At 45.6% G+C, this 18936-nt stretch carries 25 protein-coding genes and 1 tRNA gene; 10 read left to right on the forward strand and 16 right to left on the reverse strand.

Annotated elements, in window-relative coordinates; translation table 11 throughout:
- The first annotated feature begins 75 nt into the window (after positions 1-75).
- Positions 76-3459: an EAL domain-containing protein gene (locus QJQ48_RS12580; RefSeq protein WP_346291584.1), complete on the forward strand. Its 3384-nt coding sequence runs from the start codon at positions 76-78 to the stop codon at positions 3457-3459.
- Here QJQ48_RS12580 and mazG read toward each other — a convergent pair.
- Both mazG and QJQ48_RS12590 read right to left on the reverse strand, forming a co-directional pair.
- Complete coding sequence (mazG, locus tag QJQ48_RS12585) at positions 3456-4298, reverse strand: nucleoside triphosphate pyrophosphohydrolase (protein WP_346291585.1); 843 nt, start codon at positions 4296-4298, stop codon at positions 3456-3458. The two genes, QJQ48_RS12580 and mazG, sit on opposite strands and share 4 nt — an antisense overlap.
- A gap of 37 nt (positions 4299-4335) precedes the next feature.
- On the reverse strand, positions 4336-4872 hold the full coding sequence (locus QJQ48_RS12590; RefSeq protein ID WP_346291586.1) for a metal-binding protein: 537 nt from the start codon (positions 4870-4872) through the stop codon (positions 4336-4338).
- A gap of 97 nt (positions 4873-4969) precedes the next feature.
- On the opposite strand from QJQ48_RS12590, the gene QJQ48_RS12595 reads away from it, so the two are divergent.
- Positions 4970-5042 (forward strand) — tRNA-Val (locus QJQ48_RS12595).
- 140 nt (positions 5043-5182) lie between these two features.
- Here QJQ48_RS12595 and QJQ48_RS12600 read toward each other — a convergent pair.
- The 14 genes from QJQ48_RS12600 to QJQ48_RS12665 all read right to left on the reverse strand — a co-directional run bounded on the left by QJQ48_RS12600 (position 5183) and on the right by QJQ48_RS12665 (position 11641).
- Positions 5183-5758, reverse strand: a complete 576-nt coding sequence (locus tag QJQ48_RS12600; RefSeq protein WP_346291587.1) for a DNA N-6-adenine-methyltransferase — start codon at positions 5756-5758, stop codon at positions 5183-5185.
- Positions 5759-5769: 11 nt separating this feature from the next.
- Positions 5770-6030, reverse strand: a complete 261-nt coding sequence (locus QJQ48_RS12605; protein WP_346291588.1) for a hypothetical protein — start codon at positions 6028-6030, stop codon at positions 5770-5772.
- 37 nt (positions 6031-6067) lie between these two features.
- Positions 6068-6394, reverse strand: a complete 327-nt coding sequence (locus QJQ48_RS12610; RefSeq protein ID WP_346291589.1) for a hypothetical protein — start codon at positions 6392-6394, stop codon at positions 6068-6070.
- A complete protein-coding gene (locus QJQ48_RS12615) occupies positions 6387-6725 on the reverse strand; it encodes a hypothetical protein (RefSeq protein ID WP_346291590.1) in 339 nt (112 codons plus the stop codon). The genes QJQ48_RS12610 and QJQ48_RS12615 overlap by 8 nt, the downstream gene beginning before the upstream one ends.
- Before the next feature lie 44 nt (positions 6726-6769).
- Positions 6770-8002 carry a hypothetical protein gene (locus tag QJQ48_RS12620; protein WP_346291591.1) on the reverse strand — a complete coding sequence of 411 codons (1233 nt, stop codon included), beginning with the start codon at positions 8000-8002 and terminating at the stop codon, positions 6770-6772.
- 117 nt (positions 8003-8119) lie between these two features.
- The gene (locus QJQ48_RS12625) at positions 8120-8821 is read right to left on the reverse strand and encodes a hypothetical protein (RefSeq protein WP_346291592.1); all 702 of its coding nucleotides are present in this window, start codon (positions 8819-8821) and stop codon (positions 8120-8122) included.
- A complete protein-coding gene (locus QJQ48_RS12630; RefSeq protein ID WP_346291593.1) occupies positions 8808-9269 on the reverse strand; it encodes a hypothetical protein in 462 nt (153 codons plus the stop codon). The genes QJQ48_RS12625 and QJQ48_RS12630 overlap by 14 nt, the downstream gene beginning before the upstream one ends.
- Positions 9220-9537 carry a hypothetical protein gene (locus QJQ48_RS12635; RefSeq protein ID WP_346291594.1) on the reverse strand — a complete coding sequence of 106 codons (318 nt, stop codon included), beginning with the start codon at positions 9535-9537 and terminating at the stop codon, positions 9220-9222. The genes QJQ48_RS12630 and QJQ48_RS12635 overlap by 50 nt, the downstream gene beginning before the upstream one ends.
- A gap of 49 nt (positions 9538-9586) precedes the next feature.
- Positions 9587-9928: a hypothetical protein gene (locus tag QJQ48_RS12640; protein ID WP_346291595.1), complete on the reverse strand. Its 342-nt coding sequence runs from the start codon at positions 9926-9928 to the stop codon at positions 9587-9589.
- Positions 9929-10006: 78 nt separating this feature from the next.
- Positions 10007-10228: a hypothetical protein gene (locus QJQ48_RS12645; protein ID WP_346291596.1), complete on the reverse strand. Its 222-nt coding sequence runs from the start codon at positions 10226-10228 to the stop codon at positions 10007-10009.
- Between the two features lie 157 nt (positions 10229-10385).
- A complete protein-coding gene (locus QJQ48_RS12650) occupies positions 10386-10649 on the reverse strand; it encodes a hypothetical protein (protein ID WP_346291597.1) in 264 nt (87 codons plus the stop codon).
- 95 nt (positions 10650-10744) lie between these two features.
- Positions 10745-11095, reverse strand: coding sequence for a hypothetical protein (locus QJQ48_RS12655; protein WP_346291598.1), 351 nt, complete (start codon positions 11093-11095; stop codon positions 10745-10747).
- A 45-nt stretch (positions 11096-11140) separates the two neighbouring features.
- Positions 11141-11356, reverse strand: a complete 216-nt coding sequence (locus QJQ48_RS12660) for a hypothetical protein (protein ID WP_346291599.1) — start codon at positions 11354-11356, stop codon at positions 11141-11143.
- Between the two features lie 111 nt (positions 11357-11467).
- Positions 11468-11641 (reverse strand): hypothetical protein, encoded by a 174-nt coding sequence (locus QJQ48_RS12665; protein ID WP_346291600.1) that lies wholly within the window; start codon positions 11639-11641, stop codon positions 11468-11470.
- Between the two features lie 227 nt (positions 11642-11868).
- On the opposite strand from QJQ48_RS12665, the gene QJQ48_RS12670 reads away from it, so the two are divergent.
- From QJQ48_RS12670 to QJQ48_RS12705, 8 genes are all read left to right on the forward strand, one after another.
- Positions 11869-12231, forward strand: a complete 363-nt coding sequence (locus QJQ48_RS12670) for a hypothetical protein (protein ID WP_346291601.1) — start codon at positions 11869-11871, stop codon at positions 12229-12231.
- A gap of 60 nt (positions 12232-12291) precedes the next feature.
- On the forward strand, positions 12292-12525 hold the full coding sequence (locus QJQ48_RS12675; RefSeq protein WP_346291602.1) for a hypothetical protein: 234 nt from the start codon (positions 12292-12294) through the stop codon (positions 12523-12525).
- A gap of 36 nt (positions 12526-12561) precedes the next feature.
- A complete protein-coding gene (locus QJQ48_RS12680) occupies positions 12562-13251 on the forward strand; it encodes a hypothetical protein (protein ID WP_346291603.1) in 690 nt (229 codons plus the stop codon).
- Positions 13248-13913, forward strand: a complete 666-nt coding sequence (locus QJQ48_RS12685; protein WP_346291604.1) for a hypothetical protein — start codon at positions 13248-13250, stop codon at positions 13911-13913. Before QJQ48_RS12680 ends, QJQ48_RS12685 begins: the two co-directional genes overlap by 4 nt.
- Before the next feature lie 8 nt (positions 13914-13921).
- Positions 13922-15664, forward strand: a complete 1743-nt coding sequence (locus tag QJQ48_RS12690; protein WP_346291605.1) for a right-handed parallel beta-helix repeat-containing protein — start codon at positions 13922-13924, stop codon at positions 15662-15664.
- Positions 15665-15666: 2 nt separating this feature from the next.
- Positions 15667-15918, forward strand: coding sequence for a hypothetical protein (locus QJQ48_RS12695; protein WP_346291606.1), 252 nt, complete (start codon positions 15667-15669; stop codon positions 15916-15918).
- 110 nt (positions 15919-16028) lie between these two features.
- On the forward strand, positions 16029-16349 hold the full coding sequence (locus tag QJQ48_RS12700) for a hypothetical protein (RefSeq protein ID WP_346291607.1): 321 nt from the start codon (positions 16029-16031) through the stop codon (positions 16347-16349).
- 598 nt (positions 16350-16947) lie between these two features.
- Positions 16948-18936 (forward strand): collagen-like triple helix repeat-containing protein, encoded by a 1989-nt coding sequence (locus QJQ48_RS12705; protein WP_346291608.1) that lies wholly within the window; start codon positions 16948-16950, stop codon positions 18934-18936.

Raw genomic sequence — 18936 nt, forward strand, 5'->3', positions numbered from 1 at the left:
GTATCACTTAGGAAAAACGTATTTTTTGATACGCTATTGCATCTAATTTGAAGCTTACTTTGAGCGATTAAGCGTGTGCAGCAACTGTCTCAACAGCTTGAATTCAATCAGCTGCTAACCACTCTGACTCAGCGTATTCGCCAGTCTTTAGATATCGAAACAATTCTTCAGACTACCGCAAACGAAGTTCGTCAATTTCTGAAAGCAGATCGGGTTTTAGTCAACCGCCTGCTACCCGACGGTCAGCAGCAGGTACAAGTTGAGTCCGTAGCTTCACCCTGGCCGCCCTTGCAAAATGTTTTACTGCCTGACTCTCAGCCATTAGGCCAACAGTTCAATATTTCTCAGGACTTTGTAATTGCCGATAGCGATCTCAGTACGGCGGTCATCGTACCAGCTTTTAGAGAGTGTCTGCAGCAGTATGGTGTTCAGGCAAGATTAGTGTTGCCTATTGACTATGAGGGGGAGCTGTGGGGCGTTTTAGCAGCGCATCAGTGCCGTTCCCCACGCACCTGGAAAAAGACCGAAATTGAACTTTTACGGCAGTTAGCGGCTCAGGTGGCGATCGCCATTCATCAAGGTGAGCTATACCAGCAGGCTCAGGCCGAAATCAAGCAGCGTCAGGTGATTGAAAAAACGCTGCTAGAAAGTCAGTCTCAGTATGCCAGTCTGACTGAGGTGGTTCCGGTTGGTATTTTTCGTGCCGATGTCGAAGGTAACTGTCTTTATGTGAATGAGCGCTGGTGCCAAATTGCCGGACTGACGCTGATGGAAGCGTTGGGTGAGGGCTGGGTGAAGGCCCTGCATCCAGACGATCGAGAGACAATCTATACCGAATGGACAAAAGCAGCTCAGACCCGGCAGCCTTTTCAACTAGAATATCGTTTCAGAAATCGCGCGGGTAAAACCACCTGGGTGTATGGACAGGCCATTGCCGAACGCAGCCTGGAAGGCAAGATTACGGGTTATGTGGGCACCATCACAGACATTACGACCCAGCGAGCAACCGCTTTCCAGCTACAGCAGGCACTACAGCAGCTACAGTTTCATTTTGAAAATTCTCCGCTTGCGGTGATCGAGTGGGATCAAAACTTCTGCGTGAAACAGTGGTCGAAAAATGCGGAGAGTATCTTCGGCTGGACATTTGCAGAAGTTGCCGGCAGAGAGATAAATGACTGGCAATTTATTTACGAAGCCGACGCAGAGGTTGTCCAGCAAGCAGCGGCAGAACTATTCAACCGTCAGACTTCGTGCAGTATTATCCATAATCGCAACTACACCAAGAGCGGTGGAATCGTTTACTGCGAATGGTATAACTCTGCCCTATTCAACGACGCCGGCGAACTCGTTTCAATTTTGTCCTTAGCTCAAGATGTGACCCAGCGGCAGCAGGCTGAGAACGCACTGGTAGAAAAAGAGGTTGAGACCCGCACCATTCTCTCGGCTATTCCAGATCTAATGATGATTTTGCATCGGGATGGCTATTACACGAAGCGAGTGCGCCAAAATTCAGACATCAACATTCTGGACGATACCTTTGATCCCATCGGTCAGCCGCTACAGACATTCCTCCCGCCTGAAATTGTCCAGCGGCATTTGGCAGCTTGTCATCAGGCTTTGGAAACGGGTGAAATTCAGCTCCACGAACAGCAGGTACGGATTGGCGATCGCCTGCAATATGAAGAGATTCAAACGGTACCCTATACCCAAGATACGGTTCTACAAATTATTCGAGATATCAGCGATCGCAAGCGATCTGAACAAGCTCTGTTTGAAGAAAAAGAGCTGGCCCAAATTACGCTGCGGTCAATCGGTGATGCGGTGATTACCACTGACGCCACTGGGCATGTGGTTTACTTCAACCCCATTGCTGAACAACTCACAGGCTGGAGCGAAGCTGAGGCTAAGGGGCGTCCCCTACTAGAAGTTTTCCAGATTATCAATGAAATCACCCTAGAACCTGCTCCCAACCCGGTAGAGCGCGTCCTCAGGGAAGGGGTAATCTTGGGCCTAGCTAATCACACAGCCCTGATTCACCGGGAGGGTACCCGCTCTAGTATTGAAGACTCCGCCGCGCCCATTCGCAATCGCAAAGGCACTGTGATTGGTGCTGTATTAGTCTTTCGTGATGTTACCCAGGCCCGCAAGCTAGCGCGGCAAATCTCCTGGCAGGCTAACCATGACACTTTGACGGGCTTAGTTAACCGCAACTACTTTGAGCAAAAGCTGACTCAGGCACTTGAAAGTGCTCATCAGGAAAATCAGCACCATGTCCTCTGCTACCTTGATCTTGACCAGTTTAAGGTGGTTAACGATACCTGCGGGCACATAGCAGGTGACGAGCTGCTGCGTCAGCTAGCGCGGCTGATCAGAAACGGTATCCGTACAATTGATACCCTGGCAAGGCTAGGCGGTGATGAGTTTGGCATCTTGCTCTATCAGTGTCCGCTGGACCGGGCGATCGCGATCGCGGAAGAACTGCGGCAGGCTGTTTATCAGTTTCGCTTCGTTTGGGAAAACAATTCTTTTGGGGTGGGTGTCAGCATTGGCCTGGTTGTGATCAATGCTGACAGCCTCAACTTGGTGAGCGTCATGAGTGCAGCAGATGCCGCTTGCTATGCGGCCAAAGATGCCGGACGCAACCAGGTACAGGTCTATCAGCCCGATGACGCTACACTAACCTACCAGCGCCAAGAGCGCCAGTGGAGCATTCGGGTTCGTCAGGCTCTAGAGCTGCGTCAGCTACGCCTGTATCACCAGCCGATTGTTTCTGCTACTAACAGCGCTAACCAGGCCCACACCGAGATCTTGCTGCGCATGGTGGATGATGCGGGGCAGCTAATTCGACCCTCAGCTTTTATTTCCGCCGCTGAGCGCTATGATCTGATGCCAGAAATTGATCGCTGGGTAGTCCGCAACTGTTTTGAAACCTTGCAGCATAAAACCCAGGCATCATCAAATTTTTCCTACGAACTGCACGCGCTTAATCTGTCGGGGGCTAGCCTCAACGATAAATATTTCTTGGCGTTCTTACGAGAACAATTTGATCAGTATAAGATTGCTCCCGAAGCCATCTGCTTTGAAATTACCGAGACGGCTGCCATCTCAGATTTGAACAAAGCCACTCACTTTATCCAGGAACTTAAGGCTCTAGGCTGTCGGTTTGCTCTCGACGATTTTGGCAGCGGCATGTCCTCTTTTGCCTACTTGAAGACCCTGCCAGTTGACTTTCTCAAAATCGATGGGCGCTTTATTTTAGATCTGGTCAACGACCCGACAGCTTATGCCATTGTCGAGTCTATTAATCACGTAGGGCATGTGATGGGTCTGCAAACTGTAGCTGAGTTTGTCGAAACTGAGACAGCTATGCAGCACCTGCGCCAAATTGGGGTCGACTACCTACAGGGATACGGCATCGCCCGTCCCCAGCCCTGGCCGAGCACGGCGATCGCCAATTAATCAGCCTCACGGGCCAGCTTAGCTTTCGCTTTTTGCCAAAGGGCTTCGAGTTCTTCTAGGCTGTAGTCAGCCAGAGATCCCTCAGCTACAGCCTCCACCTGGGCAAAGCGTTGAATAAAGCGGCGATTGGTGCCCTGTAGGGCCGCAGAGGCATCGAGGTCATGCCAGCGAGCGATGTTGACAAGGGTAAACAGCAGGTCTCCTAGTTCAGCCTGCTGGTTGGCTTTGGGTTCATGAGCGATCGCCTGCCGTAGTTCTTCTAGTTCTTCGTGGAACTTCTGCCACACCCCATCTATGGTTTCCCATTCAAACCCGGCTGCCGCTGCTTTTTGGGAAATTTTCATAGCGCCCATTAACGGCGGCAGCGTGCGGCTGTACTTGGTCAGCTTGGGCGTGAGCTTATTGGGTTCGTGCGGTATCCCTTTTTCTGCGGCCTTGATTTGCTCCCAGGTGTGGTGAATGTCATCAATATTGGTAGCTTCAGCCTCGCCAAAAACGTGGGGATGGCGGCGAATGAGCTTGTCGGCAATGCCGTTAGCTACCACGGCGAGATCGAACTGTCCGGCATCTTGAGCTACCTGTGCTTGCAGAACAACCTGTAGCAGCAGATCTCCCAGTTCTTCGGCAATATCTGTAAGGCTGCCCACCTGAATAGCGTCTACCACCTCATAGGCTTCCTCAATCACATAGGGAATTAGGGTTTGTGGCGTCTGAGCTAAGTCCCAAGGACAGCCACTTTCAGGATGGCGGAGCTGGGCTACAACTTCCACAAGACGCTGCAGGGCAGCGAGAATTGGCGGCATTAGGCTGTTAGCGGTATCAGGCTGAGCGTGGGTCATGGAAAATTTTGGTTTTGGAGAAAACCCTTTTAGTCTCTCATTTTCGCTTAGATTTCCGCTGCTTCTGGCGGCGCTTACGCGACTTTTTGTAGTCAGAAACCAGCCAGTCGCTGGTGTAGTGGCTGAGGGCACCCAGTTCCAAACCGACAACCAGCGCCAGCCACTCGCGCCAGTAGTGTCTCAGAGATTGACCAACACTCTGCCCGATTTCTGTCCAGGTAATTTCGCTCAGCCCCAGAGTGTTGATGATTTCTACGCCGATCAGCCCTGCAACAGCCATCCACAGCGACAGGTACAGCACCCGCACTACCGTTCCCATAATCGGGCCGTGGGAAAAGCGCGATCGGTGTTTGAGACTGCCGCGATAGGGCACCCAGATCCAGCGAAACCAGCCCCAACGGCGCGACTGCAACGATCGCACATCTAGATCTGGCCCAAACATAAACCCGCCAAATAGAAAGCCCATTCCCACCAGTCCGGTGAGCCACCAGCTCAGCGTCAGCCGAAACGCTAGCAGCAAAACTAAGGGCAGGCTCCAAAGCGTGATGCGATCGTGGGTGCGACCTGAGGGCATGGTGCGTTTGTATCAGCAGACTTAGCTTACTGCAAATTTCCAAAAGGGGGTACACAGAGCGGGTAGGTCTGCTACAATACAATTCGGCAAGCAACGGGGGCGGTTAGCTCAGTTGGTAGAGCGCCTGCCTTACAAGCAGGATGTCACTGGTTCGAGTCCAGTACCGCCCATCGCTTACAGGATAAAGGTTTCAGCGTTTCTTCAGGCGCTCTACCAACTGAGCTAACCGCCAGTGATACCCATCCGATACCTAAGCATGTATTAGCTTAGATGTCAACGTTTAGTTTTTCTGCTTCTCAGAGCAGTTGATCTAGTTGCCCGTGGTACTGCTCTTTAAGGATTTTCCTTTTCGCGATCGCGCTGGCGGGTGAGTAACCGTGTCGAGCTTGGCTAGAATCCCATCTTCAGGCTTAGGGATATGGCTGGCTCTAATAAAGAAAGCTTGCGGCTTAGGATTATTCTTTACAGGCTCTAGCGTCTCAGGGTTAAGGAAGTCAACACGCTTGCTAGGGAACCATACCCAATCGGATATTTTTGCATAATTCCTAAACCATCTTGTTTCGGTGTTGGCATTGCATAGAATGATTCCATCGCCTAATAAGCCAGCGTCAGCCATCTTCATCAAGTGGTATCCGAACTCTAAATTTAGGCTAAAAGGCGCATTAAGGAACCAATTTTCCTTAAATATCCAATGAGCATTTAGAAACGAGTATTCTCTAGTGTAGTTGTTAGGAATTGACCCGTGATACTCAATTGCTTGAGAGCATGTAGCAAAATCATGCTCAAAATTATCAATGCAGATTAGCTTTGCTGCTTTATCCATCCACTCTTTAGGGGTAAATCGCTCATCGTTAATTGAATTGCATTTAGTGAAAATAGCAGGCATTTTTTCTCTTCCTAATACTGATCTAAGGCGCTGTTGCAACTAGGACAAGGCTTTTTAGTGAAGCTATCGACATCGGTTCTTACTTCAATAAAACGAGCATCCTCGCATCGCTTGCAGTCGTAATTAGCTTCTATCAAAATTTCACAGTCTAGTTGGTCTGATGGACTAATCACTGAATCAATTGCATTTTGTAGCTTGAGTGCAATTGAGTCTTGATTAATAGTATCGATAGTCTCAACATCGATTTCTATGTTCACAGAATACATTGCCATTGCTTCTATTCCCCTTGGTTACTGCTAACTGCTCTAGTTACTCAATGCTAATTCCCTCGAATGTTGCACCCTGATTATTAATCTGCATAGGCGCTTCATACCCTACCCACTGATGAGGATCCTCTACCAGCTTGTGTACCCATGTTGTAGGTGCAGTGTATTTAATGCAGATAGAGCCGTAAGTTTCTATCACCGTTAAACCGCTAGGGTAAGTCTCGATCGCTTTGATGCTTCCCTGCATAGGTAGATGCTGTTCTCTCTGGTGCTTAAGAGATGGGTTGAGAGTTCGGCTAGCGTTGAATTCTATTGTGTCGCCTACCTGTAAGTTTTTTACCTGTATCTCTTCTTTGATGTAACTATGCATTGCCGCCTATCTCCCTAAACAACTCGCCACAAGGTACGTTTTGTAGTTCAACTACAGACAGATAGCTAGGCTGTAGTTCGTATGGTCTGAACCCCGATGAATAGCCTTCATAAGAGCGCTCTAGCGCTAGGTGGATGTATGTAGCCGCATACTCCAGCCAGTTGCGCTCTGCTTCGTTATCAGCGCTTATGGCAGCATTCCAAGCAAGCATTAAAGCTTCTCCAGCAGCTAGCTTTAATTCCATAGAGCTAGGTAGCAAGTTGCGCTCGTAGGCGCTTGTAATGTCGCCTTTTTTGCCTTCAATGGCATCAGTCATCTGAGAGAGTGTCATTTCATTTACCTACTATTTTGGTTAGCAAATTGAGAGATAGAAAGTTAGATTTTTTCTACCCAGAATATTTCACCGTCTATCGTTCGCCTTGAATAGCCCAAGCCGTTCATTAGAGCGACTTGTTTCTTCACCTTGTTATATTCGCTGTCAATCTCTCCTAGGCGAATTCTGTCTTTTAAGAACTGCCCGACTAAGGCAGCTTGAATTTTCAGTTTCTCAGGCTGTTTGCCAGTAGCCCTAGCCACATCTTGAGAGACTTTTTGAGATGAAAGCATTTCATATAGGTAGCTTTCTACCATTTCCATCTCAGAATTGACATTCTTGAAGTTCTCATCAAGGTAGTTCCAATGAGCCTGCATTATGCTGATAGCTTCAGGAATATTCTTTGCGATTTTCAGAACTATCATTGTGCAAAGAATATCAATGCTTATCACCCATCTATTAGAACTCATAGGGATGTCGAAAGTCTTTTTAGATGCGGTTAGCGCCTTGCGAGTTTGAACGTACAGGGTAACTACATCTCTGCTTCTCCAGAAAGAGAAATACTTTTCACTTAATGCATCCCAGTTATAGTTATTGAAATTGACCAAAGTATCAGGATTGCACTGATTGCCTTTTTTCTCAGCATCAGACATTAAGTGGTAAGGCTTATGCCTGATCATTAATAAACGTCTGTGCAATTCGTCATACGAAGGATTCTCATGAATTGCATGAACACTTGAGAACAGCTTGTGAGCGAAAGTCTCGTATTCGGCATTAGTCCCTTTAACCTCACCCCCCGTTGCCTTGCGGCTGGAGTTCCTGTCATAGCCGATTAACATCAGTTCGTATACGTCAGGATCATCAAGAGTATCAATCCCTACGTTGTCCCAACATAAGATGACTCCATCGCGTTCCTTCGTTTTGGTTTCTGGATTAAGCCAACGGCTATTATCTAGAGTGTTCCTGAGAGCAACAACAGTGTCTTTTGCTGCATGAGTTTGCTTGAAACCATGTATCCTAGCAGCGATAAACGCTGTGGTACTTTTGCCCGATCCTTTATCACCGTAATGGAACATTAAAGGGAGGACTCTAGCCCATTTTTGAGAACCCAGAATATAGGATGCAATGATGGGTAACTGGATATCTGGGTAGGGAATGATTAAGCATTTTCCTAAGATGTTGATGACATTCTCAGCGAAATTTAAGTCATCCTCCCAGAACTCCAAGATTGACTCTTCAAACTGGGAGTAGATTTCATCGGGGTCTATATAATCAAAGTCAATATCGTCTGCCATTCTCAAAGCTGTTGATAGTTTGCAACTTCCCTTCTATTCGCTATTCCTGGAAGCTAAGGGCTATCTATCCCCATTTGCTAAGTGATTTACCTAGCAAACAGGGAAAGACAGGGGAATCTAGCCTAGAACCACATCTAGAACCGCTAGAAATATCTCTCTATCCTCTGCCGCTGGCATCAGATCTTTTAGCTGCATAGACGCCACTAGCAAGCCTTCATCAGCCTTAGCACCCACTAGCTCGCAGAAGATAGCGTAGCGCTCTGCATAAGCTTCCTTAGCGCTCTGAGAGGCCGCATTGCTCCAGTTACCGCCGCCTTTTTTACCCTTGCGAACTTTGAGCTTGCTAGCATCGATTTTGCCGGATGGCTCAACTTCTTTGCACTTGATGAGAGATGGCAGAATGATAGTTTTGATGACATTATCATCTACCTCTTCTCCATCCTCATTCTTTCCAGAGAGGTAAATGCTAAGGGTAGGAGTTCCAGAAAAATCGATTCTGCCACTGTAGTTTTTATCCTCGCTTAACTCTTCTTTGAAGAACTTAAACAGAGACTTCTCTACCAGTGATTCACCGCTCGATCGAATGCTGAAGCTGTGTACTTCATCAGGAAGATCTTTACGGTTCCACTTTCCATCTTCCTTTTCTACTACTACTTCACTGAACTTTGTAAAATAGGCGTATACAGTGACGTTCTCATCATCTGAAACGAATCGCAGGTCTGAGAATTCAGCCTTAACATTCTGCTCCTCGATTTTCCCTCCAAGGGTCGCATATGGAGCGCCTTTACTTTCATTCGCTGGGTTTCTAAAGAATGCCATCTATTGATCCTCTTAATTGTTGGTAGTGAATTGTTGATACATTTCCGTCGATCTTGAACACTTCATCTGATACGAGAATTAAATTCTCAAACAAATCAGGCCGGAAGTATTCAATACATTGAAGCTTCATCCTAAAAAGCTCCAATTCTGCCTTATCGTGCAGAAGCCATTTGCCCTTAGCCTCTACATAGATTGTTTTGCCTGCTAGTAGACAGTAATCGCATTTCCATACTTTCTCTTGATACTTTTGAGACGATGGAATGACTACCACTGAAGGCTTAATAATCACTTGTTTTTTAGTTTGTCTCAGGGCTAAATAGACGGTGAATTCTAGCTCTGAGTCAAACCACTTGCAACGATCATTCGCCTTTGAGGGATGCCGCTTGAAATCTAAAGGGTCAATCCAAAAACCCTTCGCGGCTCTTTTCCCTGTCAGCCTTTTCTTCATCTTTCCACACCCTCCAGGCTTCGGAAATTAGCTTTTGCAGCTCGTTATAGTTGGCGGGTTCTAGCTTTTTGAGTAGCTTGTTAACTAGCCACTTGATCACGAAATCTCGATCGTAATTAACGGCTCTAGGTTGTTTGGGGTCGAATCGACTGTCACCCTGTATATGGCACAGCTTTTCCTCCCACAAGCCGCCATCTTCAAGCATCTCTGGCGATGGTGCCCTATTGAAATACCCGTACAGTACCAGGTACCATTTCACTTTCTGCATTGAGATAAAAAGGGGAATTTCACCCCTTATTTCTATTGGTTTACTGCTGCTAGTTTTGCTCGTGCGCACCCGACTCAAAGAAGCTGCCTTCGTTCGCTAACTCAGCCCGTAGATCGTCGATAGTGTTGCGTAGATCTTGAATAGTTTCATCCTGGTCTTTAATGTGCTGCTGTACCGCTTCAGGCAGAGAAGAAAAGGTAAGCTTCATAGCATTCTCTTCACGATAATCTGCCGTATAGACGGGGATTTTAGGAGACGTAGGAGACTCAAAACGATCGGCTACTTCTCGATTTGTAAACCGAGTTCTTCCGGCTGCTACCAACTCATCACAAACGGCAATAACGTTAGTGCGAGTAACCTGAAGCTTTGCAGACTCGTTAGACTTAGACATTGCTTTGCATTCCTTTTATTTGTTTACTTCCCTTTCGGGAATACCTGTAAGGGGAATTGCACCCCTTGTCGAGCTTGGCTACTCTGCAAGCTTTCTAATGTAGTAATCACTAACTGACTTACTGCACTCGCATAAATGCTTTGCAGCCTCTCTTAGATCCTCATCGTTGGAGCTTTCAATCAACAACAGAGCGAGTTTTAACTGAGCAGTTTGGATAACTTTCTGTATATCTACAAACTCTGCTTTTTGGTTGGCTAGCTCAGTTTTTATTAGCTCTGAATTCTTGTCTTGATAAGACATGGCTACCCTCTCTTGATCGACTTGATTTGGTATACTTCATCTCTAAATCTTTGATGGAACTTAGAGAATGCTTCAGTAGGATTTTCAGCACTGAAACTGAACGTGTAGATCTGGTTTGTCCCGCTATTAGGGAATATGCACTTGACCTCAAACTGATTCATAGAACTACCCAGGATGGAACACAACCGCGACCGGGAACGTAAATAGGGCAAGGGTTGTTTAGATCATCAGGTCTGCCGTCATCTGCTAGCGCTGGTTTTTGCAGTGGCACAGCTAAGCTTGTAGCTATCAGCAAAGCAATCGTTATTGACTTGCCTTTATGTGGTTGCTGCCACTGCTCGCCCTCTCTAACTTCACGGCCTTTTCGTTCCAGCTCTTTGCTTTTTTCAGTACCGCCAGGGTTTTGATCATTTGTAGCCATTTTTCTGTTTTCTCCTATTTACTAGGTAAATTGGTTAGCAATTGAAAGTGAATACAGGGCTTAGTCACCTCGCCCTAATTCCGTAACGTTACGTTTTAGCTTAAAGCTTCAAGCTGTTTTTTTAGCTTTCCAAGCAGTCTGCAAGTCGCGTTATAGCGCTTGATAGCTTCAGGATTAGGCTTGCCTTCATTGACCCGCTTGGATATGGTTAAAGACTTGCATATTAGCTCCAATTCTGCTTTGTCTAGCTTGCAACAGACAGGCGATAAAGACTCTGTTTCAAGTTCCTCGATCGCTGTTTGAACATTTATCAAGCTTGCCTGTCTATGTGTCTCTATCACATATGAATTCGTTTCAAGCTGCAATAAAGAGATGTGCATCAATCGCAGGTCAATAATGCTGTCTCGGTATGTTGCTTTGAGGTTGTCAATGATTGTTCTGTTCACTTTGTCGCCTTTTTTAGTTGGTGAATATCGAAACGTTACGAAATCCTAGAAAATGAAACGCGCTTCAGGAATTTCGCGTTTGATGCTAGAGCGAGTATTAGCGATCAACCGATATCTAAAGTTCTTCCCTACTAGATGTGGATATTCTTTTGATGGCTTGAAATCAAACATTAACTGACCGCTTTCGACTTCTACCGTGAGAAATCCAGCAAATTGTCCAAACAAAGGGCCGCCAACATGGCATATTTTTTCTGGTTCCATCGATTCCCCCTTACCTTTTTAGTAACGTTACGTTTTCCTCGACAATCACATCATGCACTGTTAGCCCTGAATTAGAAATCCGTAAATATACTGAACTTCTAATTTATTTTTTTATACATCCTTACTCGGTTGCTCTTTTTTCTTTATTGTGATTTCAATTTCTGAACGATCGGGGCAATCCAGTTCTAGCCATCGCTCGATCACTTCATCCAACACCTCATCAGGCATAATCTCAGGCACTCGCTTAGCCTTAGCGGGTACGCCGAACTTCAAATTTCTGCCCATTCTTCATACGCTCCTTATAAAAGCGTAACGTTATTCTAATTATATTCGCTTTCTCTTTATAAGCGCTTCAGTATAGTAGGTGACAAAAAATGGTATAGATGGCTCTTGCAAAAAATCCATCTTATGCCGATCTAGTGGGGTTTTACCAAAAGCTATAGGTTTTACCGCTAGCCAGAACTGAGATTTTCAGGGCTAAGTTGAGTACATCACTTCTGAGGTTTTCAGCTATGGCGCAACAAGCCAAACGGACAAAGAACACTTATTACGGCGATCTCTCTGCTACAACCGCTGTACGGCAGACATTCTTTAAGGATGTAGAAGAAGGGATCCTTACCGCTGCTGGTTACACCAAAGTTCTAGGCGAAAACAAAACCGTTGTTGCTCGCAAGCAGCTTGACATTGCCCGTGTCGGCGGCATTCCCTTTGAGATTAAGTATGATCAGCCCGGTGCCTTGCCGGATGGGCAATTCGTGATCATGGTCATGCCAGGAAAAGCGGATACTTTTGCCTCTACTGTCAGCGGTGGCAACTACCGTCAGCGCAAAATTACCTTAGTTCGCCCGCGTGTCCGGACTGTCGAAACCATCTAGGTTTCTGTATTCGTTTCTATTTGCTAACTAAATTACCTACCAAACGGAGAACAACAAAACATGAACTGGATTCTAGTTTCTGGGCCGGATGAAGCAAGCGCGTCTAGCGAGTATTGGACTGGTGCAAGCTGGAGCGCTTCAGTCAATGAGGCTGAAGTTTTCAGCGAGGCTGAAGGCAACAACATTGAATCGGTACGTGCTATTAAAGGTGCCCAGCAAGGCGCATTCACGGATCGGGATGTCCGAATTGCTGAAGTTACGGTAGCCGTTACCATCACTTCTGAGCTGAGCTAGATAGCTCTCTTATTGAATAAAGGGGATAAACCATTAATGGCAGACTTCATTCAAGTCATTTCAAATCATACATTTGATGGAAAATCCCCTTTATTTTTCAAATTTCCTGAAATCATTGAAGCGGTAAAGGTAGAAATATCTCGTTATCCCAAGCCGTATGCAATTGTGTGGGGGCGGTTTTTAACCCCTGTATTCCTTAACTTTGCAAAATGGGACTCTGGCTATTTTGTGCAACCAGAGTTTCATAAGCTAGAAAACTATCAAAACTTCCTGTTAGCGCCTTATGGTGCAAACTACGATTCTCTGAAGCTTTTTGCTCGCAATGGAATAGGGGTAAACGTATGGATTAAAGGATCAGGCATTTCTCATTATGTCCCTGTCGATACTGATAGCATTACCGCATCAGTTAGCCTTGAAATCACAAACGTAGCTATTCCTGTATCCGATTTTGCTTACGGTGTTTACGATGTCGAAAGCAACACTATCAGAGATGGAATAAACATTACAGCTAGCAAGATATCTACAGGCAGATACAGATTTGATTTCATTGAAGCGGCTGTTAAGGACTATGTAGTTACTATCAATTGGAAAACTGATAATCCTATTAATGATTCTTCTACATACGATGAATCACTAACAGGGTTTTCGGTTAGATTCTACGACAATACTTTTGGGAACGATACTGACCCTAAAGAGATAACCATTAACGTAAGGAATAGAAGATGAGCGGCCAAAAAACACCTATCAACATTCAAGCTATTATCGATGCTGCTAGCGCTGAGGCTGTTGCTGCTAGCCCCATTCGCTTAACCGCTTATGCTGAATATGCTGTAGCTAGCGCGACGCTGAGTAATGCTGTAAATATTGCTAGCGTGGTTAAGAATGCTGTCGGTAAATTCACTTTCAACTTTACCGATAATCAATCCGGCGACTACGCTGAGATGGTTTCCTATCGGGGAACTAATATTACGGATTACACCTATACAAACAAAGGTGAAGGCTCAATCACCATTGAGTTTTTCAATGAGAATGCGTCACCTTTAGAATACGTGGATCCTGATAGCATCACTATCACTACAATCGATAAAGGCTTAGGCGGTACTGGCTCAGCTCCACTAAGTTTCACGCAATCGATCAGCAGTGGACAAACTGATGATGGAGTATCGCTAACCGCTACGGCTGGCGACACGTTGGAATTCAACTTGTCTACTGCTTCCGGCGACTTGCCAGCACGTACAGACCTGTATATCGGCGGTTCCCAGGTAGGCGCGATCGACTTGCCTACACGCTATCTGGGTAAGCAATTCCGATTCACCTTAAATAGTTCAGGTGCCAGCTATCTAGGCAGCTTCGCTGATGGCACTGTAAACCTAGTAGCAGAGGCGTAAAAAAGGGAATGCCTAAAACTGAATTCAACTTTCCTTTAGATGGTTCCCCTTGGTTCGGATTGGATGGAGCCGATCCAGCTAGTGTAATCACTGCGAATGATTTCAAGGTAGTGTTTAGCCTAGTAAATGGAAGCTGGAAAAGTTTCGATCCTTCATCTTCCTTTAATGGCCTAGCCACTCTTAGAAAGTATTCACCTGTTATTGCCAAAGCAAGCGATTCTGCTTCGTTCCCCATTGAATTAGCTGAAGAGTCTATCAGCGGCGTATTACTAGGGAACACCTACTATGTAGCTAATGTTCCTGGTGCTGGTGGGAATGGCTTATCGCCTGCTAATGCATTTAGTGTTAGTGAATTTGAAGCATTTCTCACTAATACTGGTTTGAAGGAAACTAATAGCCAGCCCGATACAGTTTTGTTTCGTGGCGGCGACACTTTGCAGCTAGCTGGCAAAATTGGAATACATAGCGGTACTTCAGCAGATACAGGCACTAAGCCTTATATCTTTGGTAGCTACGGCAATGGCAGAGCAAAGTTAGTCTTCGGCAACAACTTAGGTTTTGATGTCTACAACCGATCTGCAAGGGTTGAAAACCTAGATATCATTAGCGGTTCCACAAATTTTCACGGAATTCAGATTTATTCAAACCTTACGAATGCGGATATTACCGCTAAGGTTTTGAATTGCAGTGTCAAAGGTTTCGATCGCCCCGTGTCGATAGGCAGCGGCTCAAGCAGCACTGTAAATATTGATGCTGAAGTTATCGGCGTTCGTTGCTCGGCTCACAAGCGGGATATTCTGATTTACTCAAGCAATGATGCCCATAGAGGCCATAAAGCAATTGTCAGAAATTGCCATGTAGAGCCGCAAGAGGGCAACGGAATTGTAGTCGGCAATGCTACCGGAGTTCTGATCGACAATTGCACGTTTAGCGGGCATAACAGCAGCTTGGTAACGTCTCAGGCCGACAATGCATTTTGGCTATACCGCTGTAATGATGGGATTATTTCAAATTGCACTGTAACAGGCGCTAGAGGCAATTTGAGTGATACAGATTGCGGCGCATATGACATCGACATTACGTGTACCAACTGCGCAATTATCAATAACATTGCGGTTGATTGTTACGGCTATGGCGCTTTGATTATCGGCGGTAGCGGCCATAAGGTAATTGGCAACATATTTATCAATTGCTGCACTCAGGATGTAACAGGAAGCGATGCTTACATCAAGGTTTACGGTAGTGACTCCAGCGCTGGAATTGTACCTGTATTAGACTGTGAGGTTGCCTTTAATACAATCATCATGCCTGCTTCCACTATTCCTGGTGCTGCTGGCATTGAAGTGGGCAACTCAGCTAACACGGGTGACATTCGCAATAATGTTATCTACACGGTTGCTAATCACGTTGTTTTGAGGGTTGTAGGCAACAATACGTCAAACATGAGAATTAACGATAATCTGTATTTCTCCAGCAGTGGTAATCCTGTATTTAATAGAAACGGCTCAAGCCTTAATGGTTTGGCTAACTTTAGAGCGGGTAATCACGAACGGCGCAATGCAGCTAATACAGGTATTCAGGCAGATCCTTTATTCATAGGTGCGAATGCATCATTTAAGTCAATCTGGCAATACAGACCACTTGCAGGCTCACCCCTACTAGATGCCGTTACGGTAGCGGGCAACAATGAGCCATTTGATCTATACGGAAATGCTTACAGCAGCAATATAGGAGCATACCAAGGGGCATAAGAATGGGTGAGATACTAGCCATTGTGATAGCGTCAATAGCAGCAGCAACGCCTATAACTGGCGGCCTGTTAGCTGTCTATCTACGCATTCAAAAGATAGAGCTAACAACAGATCAGCTTAGATTAGCTGATATCGAAAGCAAGAAAACAGACGAAGCTTTACGGCTGGAACTGCACGAAACAAGAAAGGAAGTCATAGGCTTATCTAATACGGTCGCGTTGTTAGCCTATCGAGTGAATTCTGAGAGTCAGTGAAGATCTACTGAAGGCTGTCAAAATTCATTTGCTAACTAAATTAGTTAGCAATTTGAAATCCTCTGAGGGAGTGAGTTAGGCTAGGCTCATTTTTTCTCAGAGGATTTTTTATGTCAGCTTTAACCGCTTCTCAGCTATTCGGCAGCAGTGCAACCTTAACAAGCTCAACGCTGACAATCTCCCTTGCCGATCTTGCAGCGACTGGCTTAGATGGCGCTAGTCCTTCAGCCTCTCAGGTAGCAGCAGCGTTAGTAAAGCACTGGCAAACTAACACGGCAGGAAAGCAGGATGATTCAGAAGCAGGTGTTTACGTTGGCGACGCTCCGTTTTTTGCGCTTGCTCGAAACAATACCCAGATTGAGCAACAGTATGCTGTGAGCTTTTATAGAAGCGCTGGAAACATTAGCACTGACCCTGATGAGGTTGTCTAATGAGCTTGAAGTATTACATCAAGCAGGCTGGAGAAGAGATTTTCCAGCCTAAAGAAGCAACACCCTTTAACAGTGCTGGAAAGCTTAGAGTAGAACGCCGAATTGGTTTTAGGCCGGGGCAGTGTCAGGGAGCTTTTTATCAAACCACTACGTCTGTCAGGCGCTCTAATGGAAGCGTTAGGACTGGAAAGTTTGGGTTTTATGGCCCTGTATATCAAATCGGTTTTAGAGGCTTAGGTAGATATCCACCTAACCAAAGATACGGGGTTTTTATTCATAGCAGGGGAAGCGGAAATAGCCTTTTAGACTGGCTAGATATAGGCGAGGGAACGAGTACCAATCCGGCGACAGCAGAGAGGCAAAGATTCTTAGGTCACACTCCAATAGTTAGACCGGATGGACTGCTGGATGCTTGCGGGGAACTGCAATGCATAACCGACATATACTCAGGTGACTTAATTCTTGCTTCCTTCTATGGATCTCCAGAAAGTTGCCATGAAGTAATTATCCCCCCTGGTAACAGAGAAGATGATCCAGAGCAAAACCCTAACGGGCAATGCAAATGTTGTAAGAATCTCCTAAGAATAGCAAGGAAAATATGACAACATGTGACGAGCTAGAAAAACAGCTTAGACGAATAGAGAGAAAAATCGATAAGCTTGAAAAATCCGGTGGATTTGATAAAAGAAAGCTTGTTGCATTGCTGGGAGGAACATTTGCAACACAGCAATTCGTTAACCTCAGAACAGGGCCGCTAACTGATGCTATTAGAAGGAATGATAGACAGATATTCGCCGTAAGAAACGAAGTTCAACGCGCGACGGCAAAAAGCACTGAGGCTATCATGAATAGTTCTCAGGCTATTAGGAATTCGTCTGATGCCTTGCTCTCTGCCAGGGATGCCAAGAACATAAGTTCTAGGCTATCAGGGAGAATTGATAATGCTGTGACCAGTGCCAGAAGGGCTTTAGGGGTAAGCGATGAGCTAGCAGGAAAGGTAGGGAGAATTAGCGGCAAAGTATTAGATTTAGCAGGAAAGGTAGCGTCTATCGCTGCTGTTGTTGATATCGTATTTAATCTATTAAATTCTATAGGAGTAAAGAAAAGTTTAGAAGCTATTAACAAACGATTTGAGCTATTAGAAAACAATGTGAATAAAATCCTTACTTCTATGGGTATTACGAGAAGTAAGGCAGAAACAGCTAGCGAGGATGCTATAAGCGCTCTCAAGAAAGCTAATGAAGCTACACAAGCTCTTAAAGCATTCGATAAAGAGCTTAACGACGCAACCTACGCCGCCATAACAGCGGCTAACCGCTCGGCAGAAAACAAGACAAACATTCAAAAAGCTCTAAGTGTTGCTAACCAAGCTTTAACCGCTGCTGCTGTCGTTTACGGAGTGAAAACCGCTGTAGACCTAGCTCAAAGCACAGCCAACACAGCGCTAAGCGTTGCCCGTGGCGCTGCTAGTAGGGCACTCATACCGGGGCCGAAAGGCGATAAAGGTGAGCCAGGAATAAGAGGGCTACCCGGTAAGGATGGAGCGCCAGGACAGAAAGGTGATAGAGGCCCGCAAGGTTTACCAGGATTAAAGGGCGATCGCGGTTTACCAGGTTTACCAGGTTTGCCAGGACTAAACGGCAAAAACGGCATCAATGGTAAAGACGGTAAGAACGGAGTAACCAGAATTATCAGGGAGGAAATAGTGGATCAGGAATCAAAAGCATTGCTTAGGAAGATCGATGCAACTACCACAAGTCATACAGGCAAGCTAGGTTTTTTAAGCACAACCACTACAGCAATCCTTACAGCCGTTCAGGCTTCAGGCGCATTGCTTAACAAGACATGGGATTTCTTGCAAATTGATAGATTCCTAAATGTTGCTAACTACGCTATCACTTTGCATAATGCCTACTTCTTATCCCGAAATATCGGGGAATCGGCCTTATGGGCAGTGGATAGTGTGTTTAACATCTTTGGAGTTCAATTAGAAGATAATGCAGGTAATCAAATATCAGTAACTAATTTAATTACTGATAAGATTACGAATCTAATTACTAATATGGTAGGAGAAGAGAATATATCAGGAATTCAAGAAACTTTAGAGAAAGCTAATAGGATCTATCAATCCGCGACTAATTTGTTTTATCTGACCTATGCCGTTTTAGATAGCTCTAGAACCATTGCAGAGGTTACAGGGCAATATGTAGCGAGGATAGGCAATGGTTTACGGCGATCGGGTTCTGTTTTGGAGAACTCTTATGGCTGGATGTCTGAAAGGATGGACAAAATCTACCAGCAGTCTAGCTCGTGGAATAAGATGTTTACCAAGCTTGAAGCCGCTGAAACTGCTACCGATTCAGTAAGTATGATCGCTGGAGAAGTAAGCAGTATCCAGTCAACAATTCAGGAACTAGGTAATGAGCGCACAAACCTAACCGGGTTGATTGCAGAAGCAGGCTACGGGGATAACGATACATACAGTATTCCTATAACCACTGCTGAAACCGAAAACAAAATTGACTCAGAAGCACCTATAAACATGGGTGAGCCTGAGTTTGATCCTCAAACTATAGGAGCGCCTTAA

This window comes from Sphaerothrix gracilis Ecp01 (assembly GCF_030405905.1).
Taxonomy (GTDB): Bacteria; Cyanobacteriota; Cyanobacteriia; order Phormidesmidales; family Phormidesmidaceae; genus Sphaerothrix; species Sphaerothrix gracilis.